Origin of the sequence: Streptomyces sp. NPDC092369 (assembly GCF_044755245.1) — a bacterium.
In the GTDB taxonomy this organism is placed as follows: domain Bacteria; phylum Actinomycetota; class Actinomycetes; order Streptomycetales; family Streptomycetaceae; genus Streptomyces.
Map to the genome: position 1 here is coordinate 854483 of NZ_JBIVQP010000003.1, position 19176 is coordinate 873658.

The window sequence follows — 19176 nt, forward strand, 5'->3', positions numbered from 1 at the left end:
AGAAGGGCCCTTCCGAAGCGAATACATGGCCGAAACACAGCGGATTCCCAGGGGTTTTACCCGTCCCCCGGGTGGGTGACCCCGTCGGCGAACGCTCACTTGACGCGCACATGGGCACAAACGGACGGTCACGGAGAACAGAGAAATCGGCACCGCGCAGCCCCCTCCACTGCGCGGTACCGCCCGCGCAGCTTTGCTCACGCGAATTACCTTGGTACGAACTTACGTGAGCCATAGGCCCACATGCGAGCCGACCTCGATAACAATGTGGAAACCCCGCCCCTGCCTGCGAATACGCCGTCGGCGGGAGCTGTGGGGGCGTTATGCCATGGCGGCCACCTCCTGTCCTACTCGCCCTCTACCGTCGGCCCATGACTCTGACGATCACGTGGAAACAGGCGAGCGCGCGTCGGATGGAGCGGCAGTTCCTGGCCAACCCGGCGCCGGAGGGCACGCCGGTCGCCGATGTGGTGAGCGCCATGCTGGCGACGCACGCGCAGGTGCTGTCGGCGGCGGAGGTGTCGGTGGGGGTGCGGGCGGCCGGGCTGACGCGGGCGGACGTACGGGCGGGACTGTGGGCCGGGGTGCCGGGCGACGGGGCGTCGGTCCCGTCAGTGAAGTCGGCCGCCTCGGAGAAGCCGCCCTCCTTGGTGAAGACGTACGGTCCGCGGGGGACCGTGCATCTGCTGGCGGCGCGTGAACTGCCCCTGTGGTGCTCGGCGTTGCCCGCGATCCCGGGCGGGGCCAGTCCGTTCGCGCCGGACGTGCGGGTCACCGAGGAGCAGGCACGGCAGATCGTGGCGGCGATCGGGGACGCGCTCGACGGGACCTGTCTGACCATCGACGAACTGGGCGACGCGGTGGTCGCCCGCACCGGGCCCTGGGCCGGCGACCGGGTGATGCCCGCCTTCCAGGACCTGTGGCCGCGCTGGCGCCAGGTGATGCACCGGGCCGGCCAGTCGGGCGCCCTCTGCTTCGGACCGAACCGGGGCCGCAAGGTGACGTACACCCGCCCCCCGCACTTCGTCCCGCGGCCACCGGACGAGGCGCTACGCGAGCTGGTACGCCGCTATCTGCACGCCTACGGCCCGGCGACACCGGCGCACTTCGCCAAGTGGCTGGCGGCGCGGGGCGGTTGGGCGGGGCGGCTGTTCGGGGAACTGGCGGCGGCGGGGGAGATCGAGGAGGTGGGGCTGGAGGGGGCTGGGTCGCAAGGGGTGGCGTCGGAGGGTATGTCGTCGGAAGGGGTGGCGCTGGAAGGTGTCGGGTCCAAGGGTGCCGGGTCCAAGGGTGCCGGGGACGGGAGCGGGGTCGCGTGGGTCGTGGCCGGCGACACCGCGTTCCCGACCGAACCTCCGCGCGGGGTGCGGTTGTTGCCGTACTTCGATGCCTACGCCATCGCCGCGCAGCCTCGGGAGCTGCTGTTCCCGGGGGCCGCGTACCGAAGGGCCCTCGCGGGCGGCCAGGCCGGCAACTTCCCCGTACTGCTGGTCGACGGGGTCGTGGCCGGGGTCTGGCACCAACGGCGCCGGGGACGTCGTACGACGGTCACGGTCGAGCCGCTCGGCCGGCTGACGGCGCGCCAGGAACGGGAGTTGGGCGAGCGGGTCCGACGGGTGGGGGAAGTGCTGGAGGCGGAGGCGGAGTTGGTGATCGGAGCGGTGACGACGGGGCCGCACGCGTGACGGGGGCGGGGGCGCTCAGGCGGAGGGCTTGCGCGCGTCGAAGAGGTGCCGGGTGCTGTGCGCGACGAACGGGCCCTCGGACTCGATGCGTTCGTGCAGGGCGCGGAGCCGGTCCTCGTACTTCTCCACGCTGAAGTCGGGGACCATCCAGATCACCTTGCGCAGGAAGTGGACGACGGCGGCGATGTCGTAGAACTCGATCCGCAGCGTCTCGGCGCGCAGTTCGACGACTTCGAGACCGGCGGCCTCGGCGGCGGCGCGCTCGCGGTCGGGGTGCCGGGCGTTGCGGGTCTCGTCGGACTGGGTGCCGAGGAAGTGCTCGACCAGTTCGTAGACGCTGCTGGGACCGACGTGTTGGGCGAAGTAGGTGCCGCCGGGCCGGAGCACGCGGGCGATCTCGTGCCAGTGCGCGCGCACCGGGTGCCGGCTCACGACCAGGTCGAAGGCGGCGTCCGCGAAGGGCAGCGGCGCGTCCTCCTCGGAGGCGACGACGGCGACGCCGTACGGGCGGAGCAGGGCGGTGGCCTTGGCGACGTTCGGCGGCCAGCCCTCGGTGGCGGCGGTGAGGAGGGGGCGCCGGTCGGTGCCGGGCAGCGGCCGGGGGACGGAGGCGAGGGCGAACCCGAGGACCTCCCCTCCCCCGGTCTGGACGTCGAGCGCGGCGGTGGCCCCCGCGAGACGCTCCGCCATCGAACGGGCGTACCCCCAGGAGGGCCGTGCCTCGCTCGCCCGCCCCTCGAACCACGAGAAGTCCCAGCCCTCGGTGGGGACGGCGACGCCTTCTGCGACAAGGTCTTCGAAAGTGCGGCGGTGTACGTCCATGAGGTCATCGTGGCAGGGCGTTGTCAGTGGTCGCTGCTAATTTTTCGAGCATGACGACTGGTGACGGATCGGGCACGGTGGCTGGGGACACGACGGTGGGGGACACGACGGGCGGCGCGGGCCTGACGACTCCGGGCATGCCGTACGCGGGCGAGGAGAAGGAGACGCTGCGGGCGAGTCTCGACCGGCATCGGGACGCGGTGCTGTGGAAGCTGGAGGGGATGGACGACGAGGGACTGCGGCGCCCGATGACTCCGTCGGGCACGACCCTGCTCGGTCTGATGAAGCACCTCGGGTCGGTCGAGTACGGGTGGTTCGTGGAGACCTTCGGCGGCGAGACCGAGCCGCTGTGGTTCGACCCGTACAGCGACGAGGACATGCGCGCGGACCAGGGCGAGACGACCGGACAGATCATCGAGTTCTACGGCCGCGCCCGCGCCGCCGCCGACCGCATGATCGCCGAGCGGTCACTGGACGACCTGGGCCGACCGTCGTGGCGGGAGCACTCCGTGTCGATGCGCTGGACCCTGGTCCACATGATCGAGGAGACGGCGAGACATGCGGGGCACATGGACATCGTGCGGGAGTTGCTCGACGGGGCGGCCGGCGATCACCGCCGGGACTGACGGCTCCGCTCGCGTGACGGCCGGGGGACGAGGGGCAGGGTTTACGGGACGGACGGCGAGGTCTACGGGACCGAGGGGCGGCGTCTACGGGACGAACGGCAAGGGCTACGGGCCGGAGGGCTAGGTCCACGGGACCGAGGGGCGGCGTCTACAGGACGAACGGCAAGGTCTAGGGGACGAAGGGCTAGGTCTACGGGACGAGGGGCCGGACCTCTTCCGCCACGAACCGTACGAATCCCTCGGGGTCGGGCTCGTCGCCCGTCGGCTGGATGATCACCGTGTCGGCGCCGGCGTCGGCGAGCCGCTGTACCGCCTTGGCGACGGCTCCGGCGTCTCCGGCGACACCGAGGTCGGGGACGGACTCGACGCCCTCGGTGGCGAGTTCGGCGCGGAGACGGGCGGGGGCGTCGGGGCCGGTGGCGGCGAGGAGGTAGACGACGACTTCGTGCCGGGGAGCTCGGTTCTCGGGGGAGGGAAGGGTGGCGGCGGCCGGGCCGGAGGCTGCCCGCGTCTGCCGCCCCTGCTCGATGCCCTCGTCGATGAGCTGACGGGCCCGGCGTACCCCCTCGGGAGGGGTACTGGCGGTCAGGACGGTGCCGTCGGCGGCCTCACCGGCGAGACGCAGCGTGCGGGGTCCGGTGGCGCCGGCGAGAACGGGAACCGGTTCGGCCGGCGGCCAGTCGAGCCCCACGTCGTCCAGCTTCACGTACCGCCCACTGGTGGTGACCCGCTCCCCGGCCAGCAGGGCGCGCAGCGCGACGAGGTGCTCCCGCAGCAGGGTCACGGGCGACTCGACGCGGGCGCCGACCTGGCCCATCCAGTCCTGCACGCCGTGGCCGACGGCGAGGATCGGACGGCCGGGGAACATGCGGTGCAGGGCGGCGGCCTCCATGGCGGTGACGGCCACGTTGCGCAGCGGCACGGGCAGCAGGCCGACGCCGATCCGTACCCGTTCGGTCCAGGCGAGGGCGGCCGCGGCGGTGGAGATCCCGCCCTCCCGGAAGCAGTCCTCCCACAGCCACAGTTCCTCCAGCCCGGTCTCGTCGGCGAGCCGGGCGACGGAACGCAGTCGCTCAGGGGGCAGTTGGGGCCGGAACACAGCGCCGAGTCCAGTCATGGACCTTTCCTACCCGGCGCGGGGAGGAGGAACAACACCTTTACGCCGAGTCGCTGCTCGCGCCCCCGTCCGTGCCGTAACGGAGCAGCACGACGCCGTTGCCGAAGACGCGGTTCTCGATGAGGCGGAGGGAGGCGGCGATGTCGGTCCCCTCCGGAAAGAGCCGGGTCCCCTGCCCGACCAGCGCGGGATGGACGTACAACCGCAACTCCTCGACGAGCCCGAGCCGCAGAAACTCCCCGCCGACACCGGCCCCACCGACCCAGAGATCCCCCCGGGCGCCTTCCTTGAGCGCCACGACCTCCTCGGGCACGATCTCCCGCACGACCGTGGCATTCCACTCGGCCCGCGGAAGCGTCCGCGAGTAGACGACCTTGGGCAACTCCCGCCAGATCCCGGCGAACTCGGCGGTCACCGCGTCGGCCTCGGGATCGGCGTCGGCGGTGGGCCAGAAGTCCGCCATCAACTCATACATGACCCGCCCACTGAGCAGCACGCCCAGCCGGCCGATCTCGTCGTTGAAGTGCTGGTGGAGTTCGGCGTCGACCGTGTGCCAGGAGATGTCTTTGTCGGGGCCTTCGATGTAGCCGTCGAGGGATACGGACATCATCAACACGATTTTCGGCATCTGCCACTTCTCCTTCTCCTGGCTCACGTCCTTGCCATCATCCCTGGGAGCCCGCCGCGAACGGGTCGTCGAAACTGACGAGTTCCGCGATCTGACGCAGAAGGCCGCGGAAGGTGTCCCGGTGGGCCGTGGCCGTTGTACTGAGAGTGAGGAGCGCCAGGCTCGTGCCGTCAGGATGCGGCAGGTGGGCGTGGAATTGGAGCAGGGGCATCTGCGGAATGCCTGAGTCCGCGCGGGGCGTGCGGACGCTCTCGCTGAAGGAGGCCGGCCCACAGGGCATTTCGGCGTATTCGAGATGTGCGTGGCCTTCGCCAGCGGTTACGGCGCGGGCTGCGGTGACGCCTCGGGGAGCCCACGCGGTGTTCACCCAGGTGACGGTGAACAGGGAGAGCAGCATGCCGGCCTCTCCGCTGCCGGTGTCGTTTCGGTGCAGACCCAGGGAGCAGTGGACGGTGCCATCCGTGCGCAAGGTGGCGAACAGCCGCTCGGCGAAGAGGAGATCAGCGGCGAAACGCTGTCGCGTCGGTTCGTCGGGGGCTGTGGCCAGGAGAGGCTCCATCGCATCCCGCAGGGCCTCGGTCTTCCGGGAAGCGGGCTCGGCAGAGAGGGAGTCGAGAGGCAACGAGATGAATCCCGGTGGCCTGAGAAACCAGATGCCGTCTCCCTCTGTCCTGGCGCGGGGATGAATGACGAGGTTCGGCATGGGGGCCGTCATGGTTCGCGGGGCTCCGTGCGGGTGCGTAGTCGGTTGCACTACAGGTGCGGCTGCGGGATGTGGCCGACCTGTACGGCGCCTGCGCGACGGGCGCGCTCGATGTCCGCGGATGCGGCATCCCAGTTCTCGGGTGCGCAACGGCGGTCGAACACGGGGCGCTGGTAGAGGAGATGGAGGCGCTTGGGCATCTTGCCGCCCCGAGCAGGCGCGGCGATGACCGCGAAGAAACGCGGGTCGCCGGCGAACCAGAGGGGTTCGATCTCTGCTCTGCGCTCGGGCTTGGTGCCGGGTCCGTCCATGCGCCTAAGCCACCAGTACGACCGCTGATGCTTGATGAACACCAACGGGACCTTCCCATCCGGATCAGCCGGATTCCGAAACTCGAACCACATGCCGTCGTCCCGAGCATGGGGGTGTTTCCCGATCCCGTTGGGCACGCCTTCGAGGATCTGCCACGCGTACGCGCGCAGGATGCGGCGCATACGAAAGGCCCAGGAAAAATAGGTGAGTTGATTGGCGAACCGGTAGAAGCCGTAGAGGAAGCACGGCAGGAAGATCCATACGACCCAGTTGGGGGTGTATGTCGAGACGCCCAGCAGCGCGATCCAGACCGCGGGCCAGCCGACGAGTCCGGTCACGTTCATGGCCATGTGTCTCGTCCACGCATGACGGGTCGGCGGATGGTCCCACGCCACAGGGTGGTGGATCGCATTCATGTCAGGGGTCGCCTTCCCACTTATTTCGAGGAGTTGAGCAGCTTGGGATCTATTGGAAGGCGCGCCGGGCAAGGTCCACCGTCTCCGCCACGTCGACCGGCCCCAGGAAGAAGCCGTCCGCCGCGGTACCGGAATTCGCGACGCCATCGTTCTCCAGCGAGTCGAACCGGCTGGCGGCGACGCCGTACGAGGCAGTGGCGAAACCGGCCCACGGAGCGACCGTTTCGACGACCTCGACGGTCTTGGCCAGGCGAGGTGCTTTCTCCACCACCCAGGACGTGAACGGATTGTGCAGTTCGGTGAACTCCCTGGCGCCGGAGACCGTTTTGCTTCCGGCCGCGACGAACCTCTGGCCGAGCGTCAGCGCCTCACCCGCCTCCCCGACTCCCCTGACCACCAAGGGCATTCCCTTCGTGACGGCCACCAGTCCAGGAAGTGCCCCAAGTCCGTCCGCCGCGACACCGGTCGCGTTGCTCCAGAAATCGGCATCGAATTCCCCGTGCCGGACGCCGTCCCACAGGGACATACGGACCTCGGGATTCAGCAGCCTCCCCGCGAACGCGCCCGCACTCAATGCGGACGCGGCCAGCAGCAGCACGGCCGCGGCGGTGCCGCCGGTGACGACGAACAGGGCGGCGATGGCGAGACCTGCCGCCACCCAACTGAGAATGTCCGGCAGGTTCTCGACCAGCCAGTCGAGGGCGTCCTCGAAGAAGCCCGGCTCGTGCGGCGCCAGCCTCCTCGTGGCATCGCGAATCCTGCCGGCCCGGTGCCGGGCCTTCTCCTCGTGCTCCTCAGCGAGCTTCTTCGCCCTGCCGATGACCTTGTCGAGCTCGGCCTGCGCCTCTGCAACGGCCGTGTTCGCGTGGGTCAATGCGGCTTTCGCGTCGCTGCGACGGGAGCCCTTGTCGTGCAGGCCGGGATCGTTCTCCGCATCGCTCGCGCGCCCCTTGGCCCGGTCGAGCACGGCCCGCGCGTCCTTCGCATCGCCGTCAAGGCGTTTGGCGCGCCGCTGGAAGTCGTCGAGTTCGCCCTCCCACCGGTCGAGTTGCTTGGCCGCCTTGCGAATCGAGTGCGCGGCGTTCTTCAGATTGAGCGGCAACGGGCCGTCACCGAGTTGCTTCCGGAAGGCGACGGCGGCATCACCCCGCCAATAGCTGCCGTCCAGCAACTTGGTGACCAGGCCGTGGGTCTCTTCCAGCACCTTGGCGCAGTTCGTGAGCTTCTTCCGCAGATCGCAAACGGTGTCGGTGCTGCCCGGCGCGGGGTTGAACCCCAGGTGCGGGTAGTGCGGATTGGCCATCGGGCGGGACGACTTGAGGCCTTGCGGCTTGTCGAGATCCGCTCGGGACCGGGGGTCGAGAGCCGCGCCCGGTCGTTCGATACCAGGGGTGTACGTCACTTCGCACCACTCGCCCTGACATCTCCGCCCCGAGCTTTCTTCAGCGCCTCCTCCAGCGCCTTGTCGACCTCTCGGTAGCTGTCCCGGCTCTTGCCGATGATCTCGGCGAGGCCCTCCGTCTGTTCACCGATCTGCTCGGTGCCGTCCTTCCAGTCCTCCTGGAAGTCCTCGCAGGCAGAGTCCAGATCGTCGGTCCCGAGCCCGGCGACGGTCGCGTCGGCCAGTGTCCTGCGCAGTCCGTTGAGTGAGTTGCTCGACTTCCTCAGCAGCTTCATGAAATGCGCGAGCTCGTCGCCGTCGACGACCAAGCGTTCCGCCATGCCCCGCCCCTGTCCCAGTTGATCAGCACCGATGGGAGGAACGACCGCGTCCGGGATTTGTGACGGACCGTGGGGCGCTCCCCTCTTTAGGGGGAGCGCTTACCGGACACGGGGAGGTGGAAGCGGGTGGACTGGGGTGCTGGGTCAGCGGTTGACGGCTTGGATTTCCTGTACGACGACGTTCTGGGTGGCGCCGAAGGTGCCGGGGGCGAGGTCGCCGCCCGGGGAGTTCGTGCCGGTCCAGTGGATCTCCCAGGTGACCGTGGCCCTGAGCGGGAAGGTGTCGTCGCCCGAGGAGCGCAGGTACTTCACGCCGCAGGGTGGGGTCTTGCCGGCCTTGCCCTTGGCGTAGGGCTCGCCGATGCGGTCGCCGTTGAGCGGGCAGACGCCGGACGCGGGGTAGGTCTGGGCATCCGCGGTGCCGGGTTCGATCTTCACCGAGACCGGCGTGGCGGTGGTCGTCGCGGAGATCTGCAGCAGCGGGACGCTCGCCGTGACCGAGACCGGCTTGAACTTCGCCGCGTCCAGCCAGGCCCAGGTCGGAAGGTTCACCTTCGTGGTGTTCGCCGGGGCGAGGTCCATCTTCGTGGAGGGGACGCGGATCTCGGCGTAGGCGAGTTGGGCGAGCATCTCCGGCGTGACCGCCTCGGGGATGTCGGCGGGTGGGGCCTCGTTGGTGGCGACCCAGAAGTAGGGCTTCGTGCAGTTCAGCGCGGCGGGGTCGCCCTCGCGGCCCTGGGTGACGTACGAGTCCCACCAGAAGCCCTTGCCGGCCTGCTCTTTGTTGAAGTCCTTGTAGGGCTTGCCCTCGACGTACTTCGCGCGCTGCTCGGCGTCCCACTCGTAGCCCGTCGAACCGGCTTCCCAGATCGGTGTGAGGTACTTCTCGAGTTGCTCGGGGGTGTATTTCGGGGCGTAGTAGCAGGCGGGCGGGGTCCAGGTCGTCGTGGAGGTCACGGGGCCCACGGATTCGCCGGAGCCGTTCTTGGAACGGTCGTAGACGATGGCTCCCGCGGTCGAGGTGAGTTTGTCGCCCTCGTTGCCGCCCTGCTCCTGGGTCTCGGAGCCGTTGCCCTTTCCGCCGGGCACGAAATCGGCCCAGGCCGACGGGCTGGACGTGAATACCAGGACGCCTGCCATGACGGCGGTGCCGAGCGAGACTCTCCTTATGGCTGGCACTGAGCCGCCCCCCTTGTGGAAATGATCTGCGACGTCTGCCAGACACCGTCGGGGTTCTTGTCCAACCTGGTGTTGTAGAAGACGTAGCTGTTCTTGGTGACGGGCGTCTTGGAGACCTTCCCGGTCTTCTTGTCCTTGCTGAAGCCCTTGCTCTCGTCCGCGCAGAACGTGAGACCGGCCGAGGTCTTGCCGTTCAGCGTCACCTGGCGGTCGTAGTACCGGGCCGAGCCCGTCATCGTGGCGCCGGCGTCATTGAACTCGGCGATCCACGACAGGGCGGCGTCCAGCGCCTTGCCGGTGTTGTAGTAGCCGACCGCCTCGCCCTTGGGGTCGGTCCCCGTGATCGCGGCGTCGACGGCACGCATGCGCTCCGCGTTGTCCGACAGCACGGCGTCCTTGACCGCGTCGCCGGTCTTCGTGTCCTCGAAGTCGAGCGTCAGGTCGGACGGGAGCGTGATCTTTGGGCGGTTCGACGCCGTCGACGTCGAGGGCGTCGGGGAAGCCGACGGCTCCTTGCTGGTGTCGGCGCCTGCGATCTTGTCGTTCTTGCCGGAGCTGTCGTCGTTGCCGCATGCGGACAGCGACAGGGCCGCAGCGGCGGTCAGTGTGATCGCTGCGAGCAGTGTGGGGCGGCGGGTCACGGTCGGCTCCTGGTGGGGCGAGGCTTCTCTTGAGCGAACCAACGCTATCCAGCGGCATGGGGTGACACCAGGGTGACGCCGGTCAACCCAGGGAGCGTATGAGGTCAAATCCCCCACACCCGGGACCACTTGAGTCATTACAGTTACATAACGCGCCGACGTGTTCACCGTGCAGCGATGTGAGCCGATCATTCCACTCATGAACAAGCAAAGGTGAAAGTGGTCAGGGTTGGCACTTGTCGCTTCCGCGCAGGGAAGTCAGCTTCTCTGCGACCCAGACGCCCTTGGTGTTCTTGCGGAGTTGTGTGGTGTAGAGGACGTAGCTGTTCTTGGTGACCGACGTCTTGTTGATCTTCTCCGGCTTCAGGTACATGTCGTAGGCCTTGCTCTGGTCCTCGCAGTACACGAGTGAGGCGTTGTCCTTCGCGCTGACGTCGACACTCGCGTCGTAATAGCGGTACGCACCCGTGACGCGGGCCTTGGCCTTGACGTAGGCCTGGATGAATTCCTGCGTAGCGGCGGCCGCTTCGCCCTCGTAGTAGTAGAGGTACGCCCCGTCGAGAGCATTCTGGTGGGCGATGGCCAGGTCCACGGCTTTGATGGATTGTTCGCTGTCGGCCAGGACCGCGTCCTTGTCCTCGTCACCCGTCCTGGACCACTCGAAGGTGTACGAGAGGTCCGACGGCAACTCGATCCTGGGGCGGTCGGACGTCGTCGACGACGAGGGCGTCGGTGAGGCCGACGACTCCTTTGCGGAGTTGTCGTCGGTGCCGCACGCGGTCAGCGACAGGGCCGCGACGGCGGTCAGTGTGATCGCTGGGCGCAGGGCGGGACGGCGGGTCACGATCGGCTCCTGGTGGGGCGAGGTTCGGGTGGAGTGGGCAACGGTAGTCAGTGGGGCGTTCGGTGCGGGTACGTTCGGTGCGGACGGCAGGCGGGTGGGGTGGAGGTTGTGGGAATGGCTCGGCGGTGGCGGGATGGGCGCGGGGAGTTGGTCGTCGGGGCGGAGGGTGGGGTGCGGGGTGTCTCCGTTCCGTTGGAGGTCGCCACCTCCTATCGGGCCCGTACCAAAGGGCTGTTGGGGCGGGACTCCGTCGACGGGGCGATTCTGCTGTCGCCCGCCAGCGGCGTGCACACCTTTCGGATGCGGATCCCGATCGACGTCGCCTATCTCGACCGGCGCCTCAACGTCATCGCCGTACGCACCATGAAACCCGGGCGGTTGGGGCTGCCTCGGCTGCGTTCCCGACATGTGCTGGAGGCGGAGGCCGGGGCTATGGCGGGGTGGGGGTTGCGGGTGGGGGTGCGGGTGGAGGTATCCGTCGGCTGACTGGCAGGACTGGGGCTGGGGCTGCGGACGGGGTGATCCGCGGGAGCGATCGAGCATGCGAAGAGGGCCGTCCCGGGTAGTGGGGCGGGCCTCCGGCCTGCGAGTGGTGCGTGGGGGCGTCCGCGGTCAGTTCTCCGTCCGCGGGAATGACACTTCCACCCTGCGGTTCTTCTTGCGGCCGTCCTCCGTCGAGTTGTCGGCGATGGGGTACTGCTCGCCGTAGCCGCGGACCTCGAAGGTGATGGTGGGGTCGTTGAGTTCCTGGTCCAGGACGTCCTGTACGGCGTTGGCGCGCTGGCGGGAGAGGACGTCGCCGTGGGCCGAGGAGCCGAGGTTGTCGGTGAAGCCGAAGACTCGGATCTTTGTTGCGTTCTGGTTTTTGATCTCCGCCGCGATTGATGAGATGCGGGCTCTTGAGTCGGCGCTCAGCTTCGCGCTGTTCTTGCTGAACAGGACCTCGGCCTGGAGGGCGAACTTGACGTCGGAGTTGGTGTCCTCACGGCGTTCGTCGCCGCTCTGGTCCTCTACGACGGATTTGATGTCCAGGACTTTGGGGGTGGCGAGGGTGGCGCCCTCGGGGAGTTTGAGGTCGGGGTCGTTGGGATCCACCTGGACGGGGGCGGAGGCGGAGGGTTCTGTGCCGGGGGGGACGCTGGGGGTGTCGTCGGCGTGGGCCCCGACCGCGCCGTAGACATTGGCGGCGACCATGACAGTGGCCGCGGTGACCGCCACGAGCAGCCGTGGGGCGGTCGAGCGGGTGTGGGTACGGGTCATTGCCGGCCTCACCCGGAGATCTTGATCGTGGCGCTGGAGAACGTCGGCAGTTGGAGGGAGACCTCGGTCGTGCTCGCCGGTGGCGACGGGAACTGCATGAAGACCGAGAGTTCCTCGCCCGCCTTCAGGATCGAGAAGCCCGTGGTCGTCAGCGGGCGGCCCTCCGTGTCCCGTAGGACGTAGTAGCGCTTCTTCTCCTTGGAGTCCACGAGGGTGGCGCCGCCCAACGACCTGCCGTGTGCGATCACTTCGGTCTCGTCCCCGCGTAGGGCGGACGGCACCGTGACCGAGTTCGCGCTGTCGTTCTTCAAGGTGCCGTTCACCGTGACGAATCCACCGGAGTCGCGGTCCGCGGAGGTGACCTGGAGGAACAAGCCGTCCGAGCCCTTCAGTTCGGCCAGGGGGTCGTCCGACTGGCCTTCCTGGGCGCTGGGGTTGGATCCGTCGTCCTTGGAATCGCCCTTGGAAGCAGAAGCCGTCGCCTCCGGCTTCTTGTCGTCACCGCTGCCGCCGCAGCCCGCCATGCCGACGGCCAGGCCGGCCGCGACGGTCAGTGCGACCATCCCCCTGCGAGCCCGCGCAGTGAACCGAATGCTCATGCTTCTGCTTCCTTCGTCACTCGTCGTTCGCTATTGGTCGGCCAGATGGACGTCGAACAGGTCCTCGGGGTGGGGAAGCTCGGTGAGGTGCTCCGGGTCCAGATCCCAGAACGCGCCGTCATCGCAGGTGAGCCGTGGCAGCACGACGTCTCCCGCATCACCGTCCCCCGGATCTCCCTGTCCCGGATCGCCCTGTCCCGGATCGCCGTCCCCGGGGTCCTCGGCAGGGGGATCGAAGGTGCACAGGGACTGGATGACGGCAGTGGCATCCGTTGTGGACCGCTTGTCCTCCGTACCGGGGATGACGGATTTCCCGACGGTCCGGTTGGTCCTCACCTGGACCGTGAAGCCGAGCAGTCCCTGCGGTACGCAGCTCAGCACAGTTGCGTCGTTCTGCGCCGCGAGCTGGTCCGCACGCCCGCAGGAAGGTGCGAGGTCCGCGACGTCACCGTCGAAGATGTCCTGCCACTGCGTCGGGTCGAGGACGTCGGCCACCCACTGGTCCGCCAGCTGGTCCCGCCTGTCCTGGGCCGCCGCGAGGGCCGCCGCGTCGGCGGCCGTCTGGGCTCCGTTCCGATTCGCCGCGGCCTGGCCGACCGCAAGGTACGCGAACGCGAGAAAGAGCAGGCCCCCGACCACCGTGATGTAGATGGGGAACGCCTGCCCTGCGTCGCTGAGGTCGCGCCTGCGCATCAGCCAGTGATTTTGCCGATCTGCGTGGTGATCGCGTCGGCGATCGTGCCACCGAAGTCCGTGCTGAGAAGAACCAGGATGATCGCCACGACCACCGCGATGATGCCCAGATACTCGACCGCCGTCTGGCCCTTGTCGTCGCGAGCGGCGCGGGTCCGCAGGTACGCGGCGGTGGTGTTGATCCAGTTGCTCATGGTGTTCCCCTCCGGGTTCAGTGCCGGTGGCGCTGTCGACACGAGAAACGTACGCCGGAACACCCTGCGCGCCAGAGGGCCCCAGGGCCCAAATCCGGATCCGCTCCAGAACCGGGACCCACGTCCTGCTCCCCTTCGTCCCCACTGGTCACCCCAATCCCCGTGCCGTGCCGAGCCACTTGGCGGCGGCCTCGGAGCGACTGCTGCTGTGGAGCTTGGCGAAGATGCGGTTGATGTGGTTCTTGACCGTCTTCTCACTGATGAAGCACGTGGCGGCGATCTGCTGGTTGTTCATTCCGGATGCGATGAGGTCCATGATCTCCGCCTCCCTCGTGCTCAGTTGGTATTTCGACCGGTCGGGAGCTGCCGGACGGCCGCCGGACCACCCAGACGACGACTGTCTCACACTTGGTTGCACTTGCGAAAGGTTTTCTGAAGAAATAGCGGAGACGATGGGCGGAGAGTACCTGAAACTGCCTGCAGGAAGGGGTTCTTGGAGATGAGAACGGATGACGACGGGACGACTTGATCCGTATGCAATCGCACTTCCTACGATCTCCCGAACCGCATCGACCAGTTGGTCCACCGTGAACTCGCCGTGCACCAGATAGCCGGCGGCGCCCCGCCGCAGAGCCTCCTGGACGATCTCCGGCTCGCTGCTGTACGTGAGCATCATGACCGGGGCGATCTCGACCAGGTAAGGGAGCGCCGAGAGGCCGTCCACACGTGGCATGCGGACGTCCAGGAGGACCACGTCCGGGCGGAGTTGCCGGGCCGCCTCGTACGCCTCGCGGCCGTCCGCCGCCTCGGCCACGACCGTGATGTCCGCGCGGCCGGTGAGCAGGGCCGTCAGGCCCGCCCGGACCACCGGGTTGTCGTCGGCCACCACGACGCGCAGGGTCATCTCGTCCGGCATGGGGCGGCCTCCTTTCGTGTCGTGGGGGGTTATGAGGGCGAAGCAGTGAGGGCGGCCAGGGGGAGTTCCAGGCGGACTTCCGTGCCTCGGTCGTGGTCGCCCCGGCCGATGCGGATGCGGGCGCCCACCGAGGCGGCCCGCTCGACCATGCCGACCAGGCCGAAGTGGCCCGCTCTGCGGAGCTGTTCGAGGGTGGCATCGGGCGGGAAGCCGCACCCGTCGTCGTAGACGCTGATGCACAGCGAGCCGCCGTGCACGCCCGCGCTCACTTCGACCCGGGTGGGGCACCCGTGCCGGTGGGCGTTCTCCATCGCCTCCGAGGCGATGGTGAGGAGTTGGCGGGCCACAGCGGGCGGTACGGGCGGCACGGAGTGCTCCCCGGTGGGACGGTAGTGGGCCGCCACCCCGGTGCGGGACCCGAAGTCCCGGGTGCGGGCGGCAAGTTCGACCAGGACGTCGGTGACGTGGTCCGGGTCTGCCTCCCTGCGCAGGTCTGCGAGGAGTTCTCGGGATTCGGTCGCGGCTCTGCGGACCGAGCGGGCCACCAGTTCCGCCTGCTGTTTCACCAGTGCCGGGTCGAGGCGGTCGGCGCCCGCCGAGGCCACGAGACCCTCCGCCGCCAGGGCCACACCGTGCAGGGTCTTGGCGACCGAGTCGTGCATCTCCCTGGCCAGCCGCGCCCGTTCGGCGCTGATCGCCTCGGTGACGGCCAGGCGGGCCTGGACCGTGGTCAGTGCCTGGGTGGCGGCACCGAAACGGAGCATCAGCAGACGCAGGGTGACCCCCACGGCCCCGGTGATGACACAGAAGCCCGGGAGGAGCAGCGCCTCGGCGACCGTCGGGTGGAGGTCCTTCGAACTCGCGTAGACCGTCACGAGGACGATCCCCTGGAGGGACGCGAAGAGGCCGGCCCCTCGCCAGCCGTAGACGAGGCCCGCGAGCAGCGGGGTGCAGACGCTCACGTACGCGAGGGTGCTGTCGGGGCCGGCCGCGACCAGGAGCAGCGCGCCGAAGAGCGTGTCCACGGCCAGGAGGGTCGGGTGCCGCAGCAGGAGGGAGCCGAAGCGCTCCCAGTCGCGGAACAGTACGTAGGAACCCATGAAGGTGACCAGCACGGCCGCCGCCACCAGATGGGCCCCCAGACCGGGGGCCGCGTTCAGGAGGGCGGCCGGGGCGGCGAGGGCGATCATCGCCAGGCGGAAACCGAAGACCTGGCGGCACATCGCCTGCAGGGCATTGATCTGGATGGGGATCGTCGGGGCGGGTGCGCCGGAGTCCGGGCCACCCCCAGCGCCCTCGTCGCCGAGTGCGGGTTGGGCGCCGTCGGCGGTCGTCGTAACGGGCCCTGGCACGGATGCTGTCGCGGGCTGCCACGTCTCCCGCCGCGGTCCAGGCTGCGACGGTATCGCCCCGATCAGGGCGTCGGACCCCTCCCAGCCCGGAGGCAGCGCCGGAGTCGCCGACGTCACCACGATATCGGCGGAGCCGGTGCGCGCGTGGGGCGCGAGGACGGTGCCCACAGGGGGCGTCGTGATCGCCGCTGCCCGCGTGCGTCGGCGCAGCAACCGGGTACGCTCCTTCGTCGCCATGGCTGTAGTCCCCCGCCCTAGTTGCCGGTGATCGTGCCGAAGTCCGTACCGGAGCCGAGGATCAGACCCGCGCCGAGCAGGATCATCGTGGCGGGGACCATGAAGGTGGTGATCACCAAGGTGGCCCTGGGGACCGCGCGGGCCGCCTTGCGGCGGGCGTTCTGCGCGTCCGTGCGGCGCATGTCCTTCGCCAGGGACACAAGTGTCTCGACGATGGGGGCGCCGAGCTCCTCGCCCTGCTGCAGCGCCGTCACGAACATCGCGACCTGTTCGGAGTCGTTGCGCCGGCGCAGCTCCGCGAAGGCCTCGCGGCGGCCCATGCCGAGGTCCATCTGGCGCAGAGTGATGCGCAGTTCGTCCGCCCAGGGGCCCTCGTACTTGCTGGAGACCCGGTCCAGCGCCTGCCGGAAGCCGAGGCCGGCGCTCACCACGACCGCGAGTACGTCCAGGAAGTCCGGCAGCGTGCGTTCGATGACGTCCTTGCGGATGCGGATCGCCGACCATATGCCGACCTCCGTCCAGAACACGCCGAAGGCGAGGAGGAGCAGCGCCAGGAGGAGGTGCCCCTTCATGAGCATCACCAGAGCGCCGAATCCGCCCAGGAAGCCGTAGACCGCGCGGCGGGCCGCGTAGCGGTTGATCGTCAGGCCGCCGGGGTTTCCTGCGAGGTCGATCTTGCGACGGTATTTGGCGACCAGTTTGGGGCCCATCAGCCGCAGGACGGCCGGCGCGTACCGCATCCCGAGCCGGTCGACGACCGAGTCGACCGCGCCTGTACGAGTGGAGCCGACCTCGAGTGCCAGTACCAGGTCGCTCGGCAGTTTCACGTCGGCCCGGTACATGCGGATGCCCGCGAAGATGCCCCAGACGCTGAGGCCCATCGCCAGTGCGAGCAGTAGTGCCATCGGATGTCCTCCCTCCCGGTTTCTCAGACGTCGATACGAGACATGCGGCGGATCAGGATGAAGCCCACGGCGTACATCGAGAACGCGATGATCACGGCGGCCTGACCGAAAGGCGACCCCGTCATGCGTTCCAGGGCTCCGTCCTTGATGCTGTTCATCAAGAGCAACGACCCGATCCCCAGCACAGGCACCGCATAAGAAGTCATATTCACCTGCGACAACTGCGTCCGAACCTCCCGTCGCGTCTCCTTCCGCTCCTCCAGCGTCTCCGTGAGGTTCCGCAGTGCCGTCACCACCTGGCCGCCCGCCCGGTTGGAGAGGACCAACGTCGTGACGAGGACGACCAGTTCGCGGGACGGGAGGCGGTCCGCCATCTCGCCCAGCGCGTCGTCCATCGAGACGCCGAGGGCCAACTGGTTGGCGACCTTGGCCAACTCCTCACCCGCGGGCGCCTCCAGCTCCTCCGCCGCCATGCCTATCGCAGTCCTCAGCGCCAGCCCCGCCTGCGTCGCGTTGGCCATGATGCGGGCCAGTTCGGGGAGTTGGTTGATGAACTTCTCGATGCGTTTCTGGCGTTGCCAGTTGAGGAACTGGACGGCCGCCCAGATGCCGAGGAGGCCGGCGATGGGGCCGAAGAAGGGGGCCAGGGAGGCCTGGCCGATGAGGAAGAGGCCGGCGACCGTGGCGAGCATGTAGACGAAGAACTCGCCGGGCGTGACGTCCAACCCCGTGGCCGCCAGGCGGAGTTCGAGTTTGCGGCCCAGTCGCGTACGCCGCACCCGGCGGTCCACGTTGACGAAGCGCCGGCGTCGGACGCCCGTCGGGATCTGGCCGGTGGCCGACAGGCGGTCGACCAGGGCCTGGCGCTGGGCCTTGCCCTTCGTGTAGACGTGCAGGCCCACCACGGCCAGGACACACGTCAACAACGTGATGCCGGTGGTGAGCGTGACGAGCTGGTCCAGTTCCATCGGTCGGTCCTACCTGGCTTCTCGGGTGGTCAGCTGCGCCGCGGAGTTGGCCACTCCGAACGCCTGCGGGACGGGCTGGCTCGCCATGTAGAGGCGGTCGGCGGTGCGGCGCGGCAGGGGGGAGTACTCGAAGACGCCGTAGACCCGGCCGTCCGCCGCCATCGGCTGCGCGTGGAAGCGGGCCACGGTGGCAAGGCGGTACGGCTCGCCGCCATGGCTGTCGAGGATCGCGATCTCGGTGATCCGGCGGGCGCCGTCGGCGAACCGGGTGAGCTGGATGATCACGTCGATCGCGCTGTTGATCTGGTCGTGCAGCGCCTCGAAGGGGACCTCGACCTCCGACATCGACGCCAGCGTCTTCAGGCGCATCAGCGCGTCCTCCGCGCTGTTGGCGTGCACCGTGGCCAGCGAACCGTCGTGGCCCGTCGACATCGCCTGGAGCATGTCCAGGGACTCGCCGCCGCGGACCTCGCCGACGACGATGCGGTCGGGGCGCATACGGAGGGAGTTGCGGACCAGGTCGCGGATGGTGACCTGGCCCTGGCCCTCGACGTTCGGCGGGCGGGACTCCAGGCGGATCACATGCGCCTGCTGGAGCTGGAGTTCGGCCGAGTCCTCGATCGTGATGATGCGTTCCGACTCGGGGATCAGGCCCGAGAGGGCGTTGAGGAGAGTTGTTTTGCCGGTGCCCGTCGCGCCCGACACTATGACGTTGAACTTCGCCTGCACCAAGCCCGCCAGCAGGTACACCATGTGCTCGTCCAGCGAGCCCAGGCCGACCATCTCGTGCAGCGTGAACGAGCGCGGGAAGCGGCGGATCGTGAGGGTCGCGCCGGTCAAGGACAGCGGCGGGATGATCACGTTCACGCGCTCACCGGACGGTAGGCGGGCGTCCACCATCGGGTTCGACTCGTCCACCCGCCTGTTGACCGTGGAGACGATCCGCTCGATCGTCTGCATCAGCTGGTCGTGGGAGGGGAAGCGGAGCGGGAGTTGTTCGACCCGGCCACCCCGCTCGACGAAGATCGCGTCCGGGCCGTTCACCATGATCTCGGTGATCGACGCGTCCTCCAGGAGCGGTTCGAGGATGCCCAGGCCCAGGGCCTCGTCCACGACCCGGCGGATGAGTTGAGAGCGTTCGACCGTCGACAGGACCGGGCCCTCGCGGCTGATGATGTGCCCGAGCACGCGTTCCAGACGGGCCCTTCGCTCGGCCGCCGCCAGCGAGCTCATCTCCGCGAGGTCGATCTCCTCAAGGAGCTTGGACCGGTACGACGCGACCAGGTGGCCGTCCTCGCCCCGGCTGCCGTTCTCCTCCGGGGTGTTGATACGGGACCGCAGACTCATGGTGCACCTC

At 68.7% G+C, this 19176-nt stretch carries 22 protein-coding genes; 3 read left to right on the forward strand and 19 right to left on the reverse strand.

Going from position 1 to position 19176, the window contains the following annotated elements; all coding sequences use genetic code 11:
• Nucleotides 1-371 precede the first annotated feature (371 nt).
• On the forward strand, nucleotides 372-1685 hold the full coding sequence (locus ACIQI8_RS20740) for a winged helix DNA-binding domain-containing protein (protein WP_402352410.1): 1314 nt from the start codon (nucleotides 372-374) through the stop codon (nucleotides 1683-1685).
• A 15-nt stretch (nucleotides 1686-1700) separates the two neighbouring features.
• Here ACIQI8_RS20740 and ACIQI8_RS20745 read toward each other — a convergent pair whose 3' ends face one another.
• Nucleotides 1701-2507 (reverse strand): methyltransferase domain-containing protein, encoded by an 807-nt coding sequence (locus tag ACIQI8_RS20745; protein WP_402352413.1) that lies wholly within the window; start codon nucleotides 2505-2507, stop codon nucleotides 1701-1703.
• A gap of 137 nt (nucleotides 2508-2644) precedes the next feature.
• Here ACIQI8_RS20745 and ACIQI8_RS20750 point away from each other — a divergent pair, with 137 nt between their 5' ends.
• Nucleotides 2645-3133: a DinB family protein gene (locus tag ACIQI8_RS20750; RefSeq protein ID WP_402354048.1), complete on the forward strand. Its 489-nt coding sequence runs from the start codon at nucleotides 2645-2647 to the stop codon at nucleotides 3131-3133.
• 190 nt (nucleotides 3134-3323) lie between these two features.
• On the opposite strand, the gene ACIQI8_RS20755 is transcribed toward ACIQI8_RS20750, so the two are convergent.
• The 9 genes from ACIQI8_RS20755 to ACIQI8_RS20795 form a co-directional block, all read right to left on the reverse strand.
• Nucleotides 3324-4250 (reverse strand): LLM class flavin-dependent oxidoreductase, encoded by a 927-nt coding sequence (locus ACIQI8_RS20755; protein WP_402352416.1) that lies wholly within the window; start codon nucleotides 4248-4250, stop codon nucleotides 3324-3326.
• A 40-nt stretch (nucleotides 4251-4290) separates the two neighbouring features.
• Nucleotides 4291-4878: a dihydrofolate reductase family protein gene (locus ACIQI8_RS20760; protein ID WP_402352418.1), complete on the reverse strand. Its 588-nt coding sequence runs from the start codon at nucleotides 4876-4878 to the stop codon at nucleotides 4291-4293.
• 37 nt (nucleotides 4879-4915) lie between these two features.
• Nucleotides 4916-5581, reverse strand: a complete 666-nt coding sequence (locus tag ACIQI8_RS20765) for a hypothetical protein (RefSeq protein ID WP_402352421.1) — start codon at nucleotides 5579-5581, stop codon at nucleotides 4916-4918.
• A 50-nt stretch (nucleotides 5582-5631) separates the two neighbouring features.
• Entirely contained in the window at nucleotides 5632-6309 is a 678-nt protein-coding gene (locus tag ACIQI8_RS20770) for a hypothetical protein (RefSeq protein WP_402352424.1), read from the reverse strand.
• A 49-nt stretch (nucleotides 6310-6358) separates the two neighbouring features.
• On the reverse strand, nucleotides 6359-7711 hold the full coding sequence (locus ACIQI8_RS20775; RefSeq protein ID WP_402352427.1) for a hypothetical protein: 1353 nt from the start codon (nucleotides 7709-7711) through the stop codon (nucleotides 6359-6361).
• A complete protein-coding gene (locus ACIQI8_RS20780; RefSeq protein WP_402352430.1) occupies nucleotides 7708-8031 on the reverse strand; it encodes a hypothetical protein in 324 nt (107 codons plus the stop codon). Before ACIQI8_RS20780 ends, ACIQI8_RS20775 begins: the two co-directional genes overlap by 4 nt.
• A 144-nt stretch (nucleotides 8032-8175) precedes the next feature.
• Nucleotides 8176-9210 carry a hypothetical protein gene (locus ACIQI8_RS20785; RefSeq protein WP_402352433.1) on the reverse strand — a complete coding sequence of 345 codons (1035 nt, stop codon included), beginning with the start codon at nucleotides 9208-9210 and terminating at the stop codon, nucleotides 8176-8178.
• Nucleotides 9198-9851: a hypothetical protein gene (locus ACIQI8_RS20790; RefSeq protein ID WP_402352436.1), complete on the reverse strand. Its 654-nt coding sequence runs from the start codon at nucleotides 9849-9851 to the stop codon at nucleotides 9198-9200. The genes ACIQI8_RS20785 and ACIQI8_RS20790 overlap by 13 nt, the downstream gene beginning before the upstream one ends.
• Before the next feature lie 223 nt (nucleotides 9852-10074).
• On the reverse strand, nucleotides 10075-10695 hold the full coding sequence (locus ACIQI8_RS20795) for a hypothetical protein (protein ID WP_402352439.1): 621 nt from the start codon (nucleotides 10693-10695) through the stop codon (nucleotides 10075-10077).
• Between the two features lie 114 nt (nucleotides 10696-10809).
• Between ACIQI8_RS20795 and ACIQI8_RS20800 the strand changes: the two genes are divergently transcribed.
• Entirely contained in the window at nucleotides 10810-11181 is a 372-nt protein-coding gene (locus tag ACIQI8_RS20800; RefSeq protein WP_402352442.1) for a DUF192 domain-containing protein, read from the forward strand.
• Between the two features lie 126 nt (nucleotides 11182-11307).
• Here ACIQI8_RS20800 and ACIQI8_RS20805 read toward each other — a convergent pair whose 3' ends face one another.
• The 9 genes from ACIQI8_RS20805 to ACIQI8_RS20845 form a co-directional block, all read right to left on the reverse strand.
• Nucleotides 11308-11955, reverse strand: coding sequence for an OmpA family protein (locus tag ACIQI8_RS20805; protein ID WP_402352444.1), 648 nt, complete (start codon nucleotides 11953-11955; stop codon nucleotides 11308-11310).
• A gap of 8 nt (nucleotides 11956-11963) precedes the next feature.
• Complete coding sequence (locus ACIQI8_RS20810; protein WP_402352447.1) at nucleotides 11964-12554, reverse strand: hypothetical protein; 591 nt, start codon at nucleotides 12552-12554, stop codon at nucleotides 11964-11966.
• A 30-nt stretch (nucleotides 12555-12584) separates the two neighbouring features.
• The gene (locus ACIQI8_RS20815) at nucleotides 12585-13247 is read right to left on the reverse strand and encodes a pilus assembly protein TadG-related protein (RefSeq protein WP_402352451.1); all 663 of its coding nucleotides are present in this window, start codon (nucleotides 13245-13247) and stop codon (nucleotides 12585-12587) included.
• Complete coding sequence (locus tag ACIQI8_RS20820) at nucleotides 13247-13441, reverse strand: Flp family type IVb pilin (protein WP_402352454.1); 195 nt, start codon at nucleotides 13439-13441, stop codon at nucleotides 13247-13249. The genes ACIQI8_RS20815 and ACIQI8_RS20820 overlap by 1 nt, the downstream gene beginning before the upstream one ends.
• 148 nt (nucleotides 13442-13589) lie before the next feature.
• Nucleotides 13590-14357, reverse strand: a complete 768-nt coding sequence (locus ACIQI8_RS20825; RefSeq protein WP_402352457.1) for a response regulator — start codon at nucleotides 14355-14357, stop codon at nucleotides 13590-13592.
• Between the two features lie 29 nt (nucleotides 14358-14386).
• Nucleotides 14387-15946 carry a sensor histidine kinase gene (locus ACIQI8_RS20830; RefSeq protein WP_402352460.1) on the reverse strand — a complete coding sequence of 520 codons (1560 nt, stop codon included), beginning with the start codon at nucleotides 15944-15946 and terminating at the stop codon, nucleotides 14387-14389.
• A gap of 17 nt (nucleotides 15947-15963) precedes the next feature.
• Nucleotides 15964-16851: a DUF5936 domain-containing protein gene (locus ACIQI8_RS20835; RefSeq protein WP_402352463.1), complete on the reverse strand. Its 888-nt coding sequence runs from the start codon at nucleotides 16849-16851 to the stop codon at nucleotides 15964-15966.
• Between the two features lie 23 nt (nucleotides 16852-16874).
• Complete coding sequence (locus ACIQI8_RS20840) at nucleotides 16875-17819, reverse strand: type II secretion system F family protein (protein WP_402352466.1); 945 nt, start codon at nucleotides 17817-17819, stop codon at nucleotides 16875-16877.
• A gap of 9 nt (nucleotides 17820-17828) precedes the next feature.
• Nucleotides 17829-19166, reverse strand: a complete 1338-nt coding sequence (locus ACIQI8_RS20845) for a CpaF family protein (protein ID WP_402352469.1) — start codon at nucleotides 19164-19166, stop codon at nucleotides 17829-17831.
• Nucleotides 19167-19176 lie beyond the last annotated feature (10 nt).

What these genes read in the sequence shown, in the direction of transcription:
- ACIQI8_RS20835 (WP_402352463.1), bottom strand. Translation starts at nt 16,851, where the DNA reads ATGGCACTACTGCTCGCACTGGCGATGGGCCTCAGCGTCTGGGGCATC.
- ACIQI8_RS20830 (WP_402352460.1), bottom strand. Translation starts at nt 15,946, where the DNA reads ATGGCGACGAAGGAGCGTACCCGGTTGCTGCGCCGACGCACGCGGGCA.
- ACIQI8_RS20760 (WP_402352418.1), bottom strand. Translation starts at nt 4,878, where the DNA reads ATGCCGAAAATCGTGTTGATGATGTCCGTATCCCTCGACGGCTACATC.
- ACIQI8_RS20805 (WP_402352444.1), bottom strand. Translation starts at nt 11,955, where the DNA reads ATGACCCGTACCCACACCCGCTCGACCGCCCCACGGCTGCTCGTGGCG.
- ACIQI8_RS20815 (WP_402352451.1), bottom strand. Translation starts at nt 13,247, where the DNA reads ATGCGCAGGCGCGACCTCAGCGACGCAGGGCAGGCGTTCCCCATCTAC.
- ACIQI8_RS20780 (WP_402352430.1), bottom strand. Translation starts at nt 8,031, where the DNA reads ATGGCGGAACGCTTGGTCGTCGACGGCGACGAGCTCGCGCATTTCATG.
- ACIQI8_RS20755 (WP_402352416.1), bottom strand. Translation starts at nt 4,250, where the DNA reads ATGACTGGACTCGGCGCTGTGTTCCGGCCCCAACTGCCCCCTGAGCGA.
- ACIQI8_RS20820 (WP_402352454.1), bottom strand. Translation starts at nt 13,441, where the DNA reads ATGAGCAACTGGATCAACACCACCGCCGCGTACCTGCGGACCCGCGCC.
- ACIQI8_RS20840 (WP_402352466.1), bottom strand. Translation starts at nt 17,819, where the DNA reads ATGGAACTGGACCAGCTCGTCACGCTCACCACCGGCATCACGTTGTTG.
- ACIQI8_RS20750 (WP_402354048.1), top strand. Translation starts at nt 2,645, where the DNA reads ATGCCGTACGCGGGCGAGGAGAAGGAGACGCTGCGGGCGAGTCTCGAC.
- ACIQI8_RS20845 (WP_402352469.1), bottom strand. Translation starts at nt 19,166, where the DNA reads ATGAGTCTGCGGTCCCGTATCAACACCCCGGAGGAGAACGGCAGCCGG.
- ACIQI8_RS20765 (WP_402352421.1), bottom strand. Translation starts at nt 5,581, where the DNA reads ATGCCGAACCTCGTCATTCATCCCCGCGCCAGGACAGAGGGAGACGGC.
- ACIQI8_RS20740 (WP_402352410.1), top strand. Translation starts at nt 372, where the DNA reads ATGACTCTGACGATCACGTGGAAACAGGCGAGCGCGCGTCGGATGGAG.
- ACIQI8_RS20770 (WP_402352424.1), bottom strand. Translation starts at nt 6,309, where the DNA reads ATGAATGCGATCCACCACCCTGTGGCGTGGGACCATCCGCCGACCCGT.
- ACIQI8_RS20810 (WP_402352447.1), bottom strand. Translation starts at nt 12,554, where the DNA reads ATGAGCATTCGGTTCACTGCGCGGGCTCGCAGGGGGATGGTCGCACTG.
- ACIQI8_RS20800 (WP_402352442.1), top strand. Translation starts at nt 10,810, where the DNA reads ATGGCTCGGCGGTGGCGGGATGGGCGCGGGGAGTTGGTCGTCGGGGCG.
- ACIQI8_RS20745 (WP_402352413.1), bottom strand. Translation starts at nt 2,507, where the DNA reads ATGGACGTACACCGCCGCACTTTCGAAGACCTTGTCGCAGAAGGCGTC.
- ACIQI8_RS20825 (WP_402352457.1), bottom strand. Translation starts at nt 14,357, where the DNA reads ATGCCGGACGAGATGACCCTGCGCGTCGTGGTGGCCGACGACAACCCG.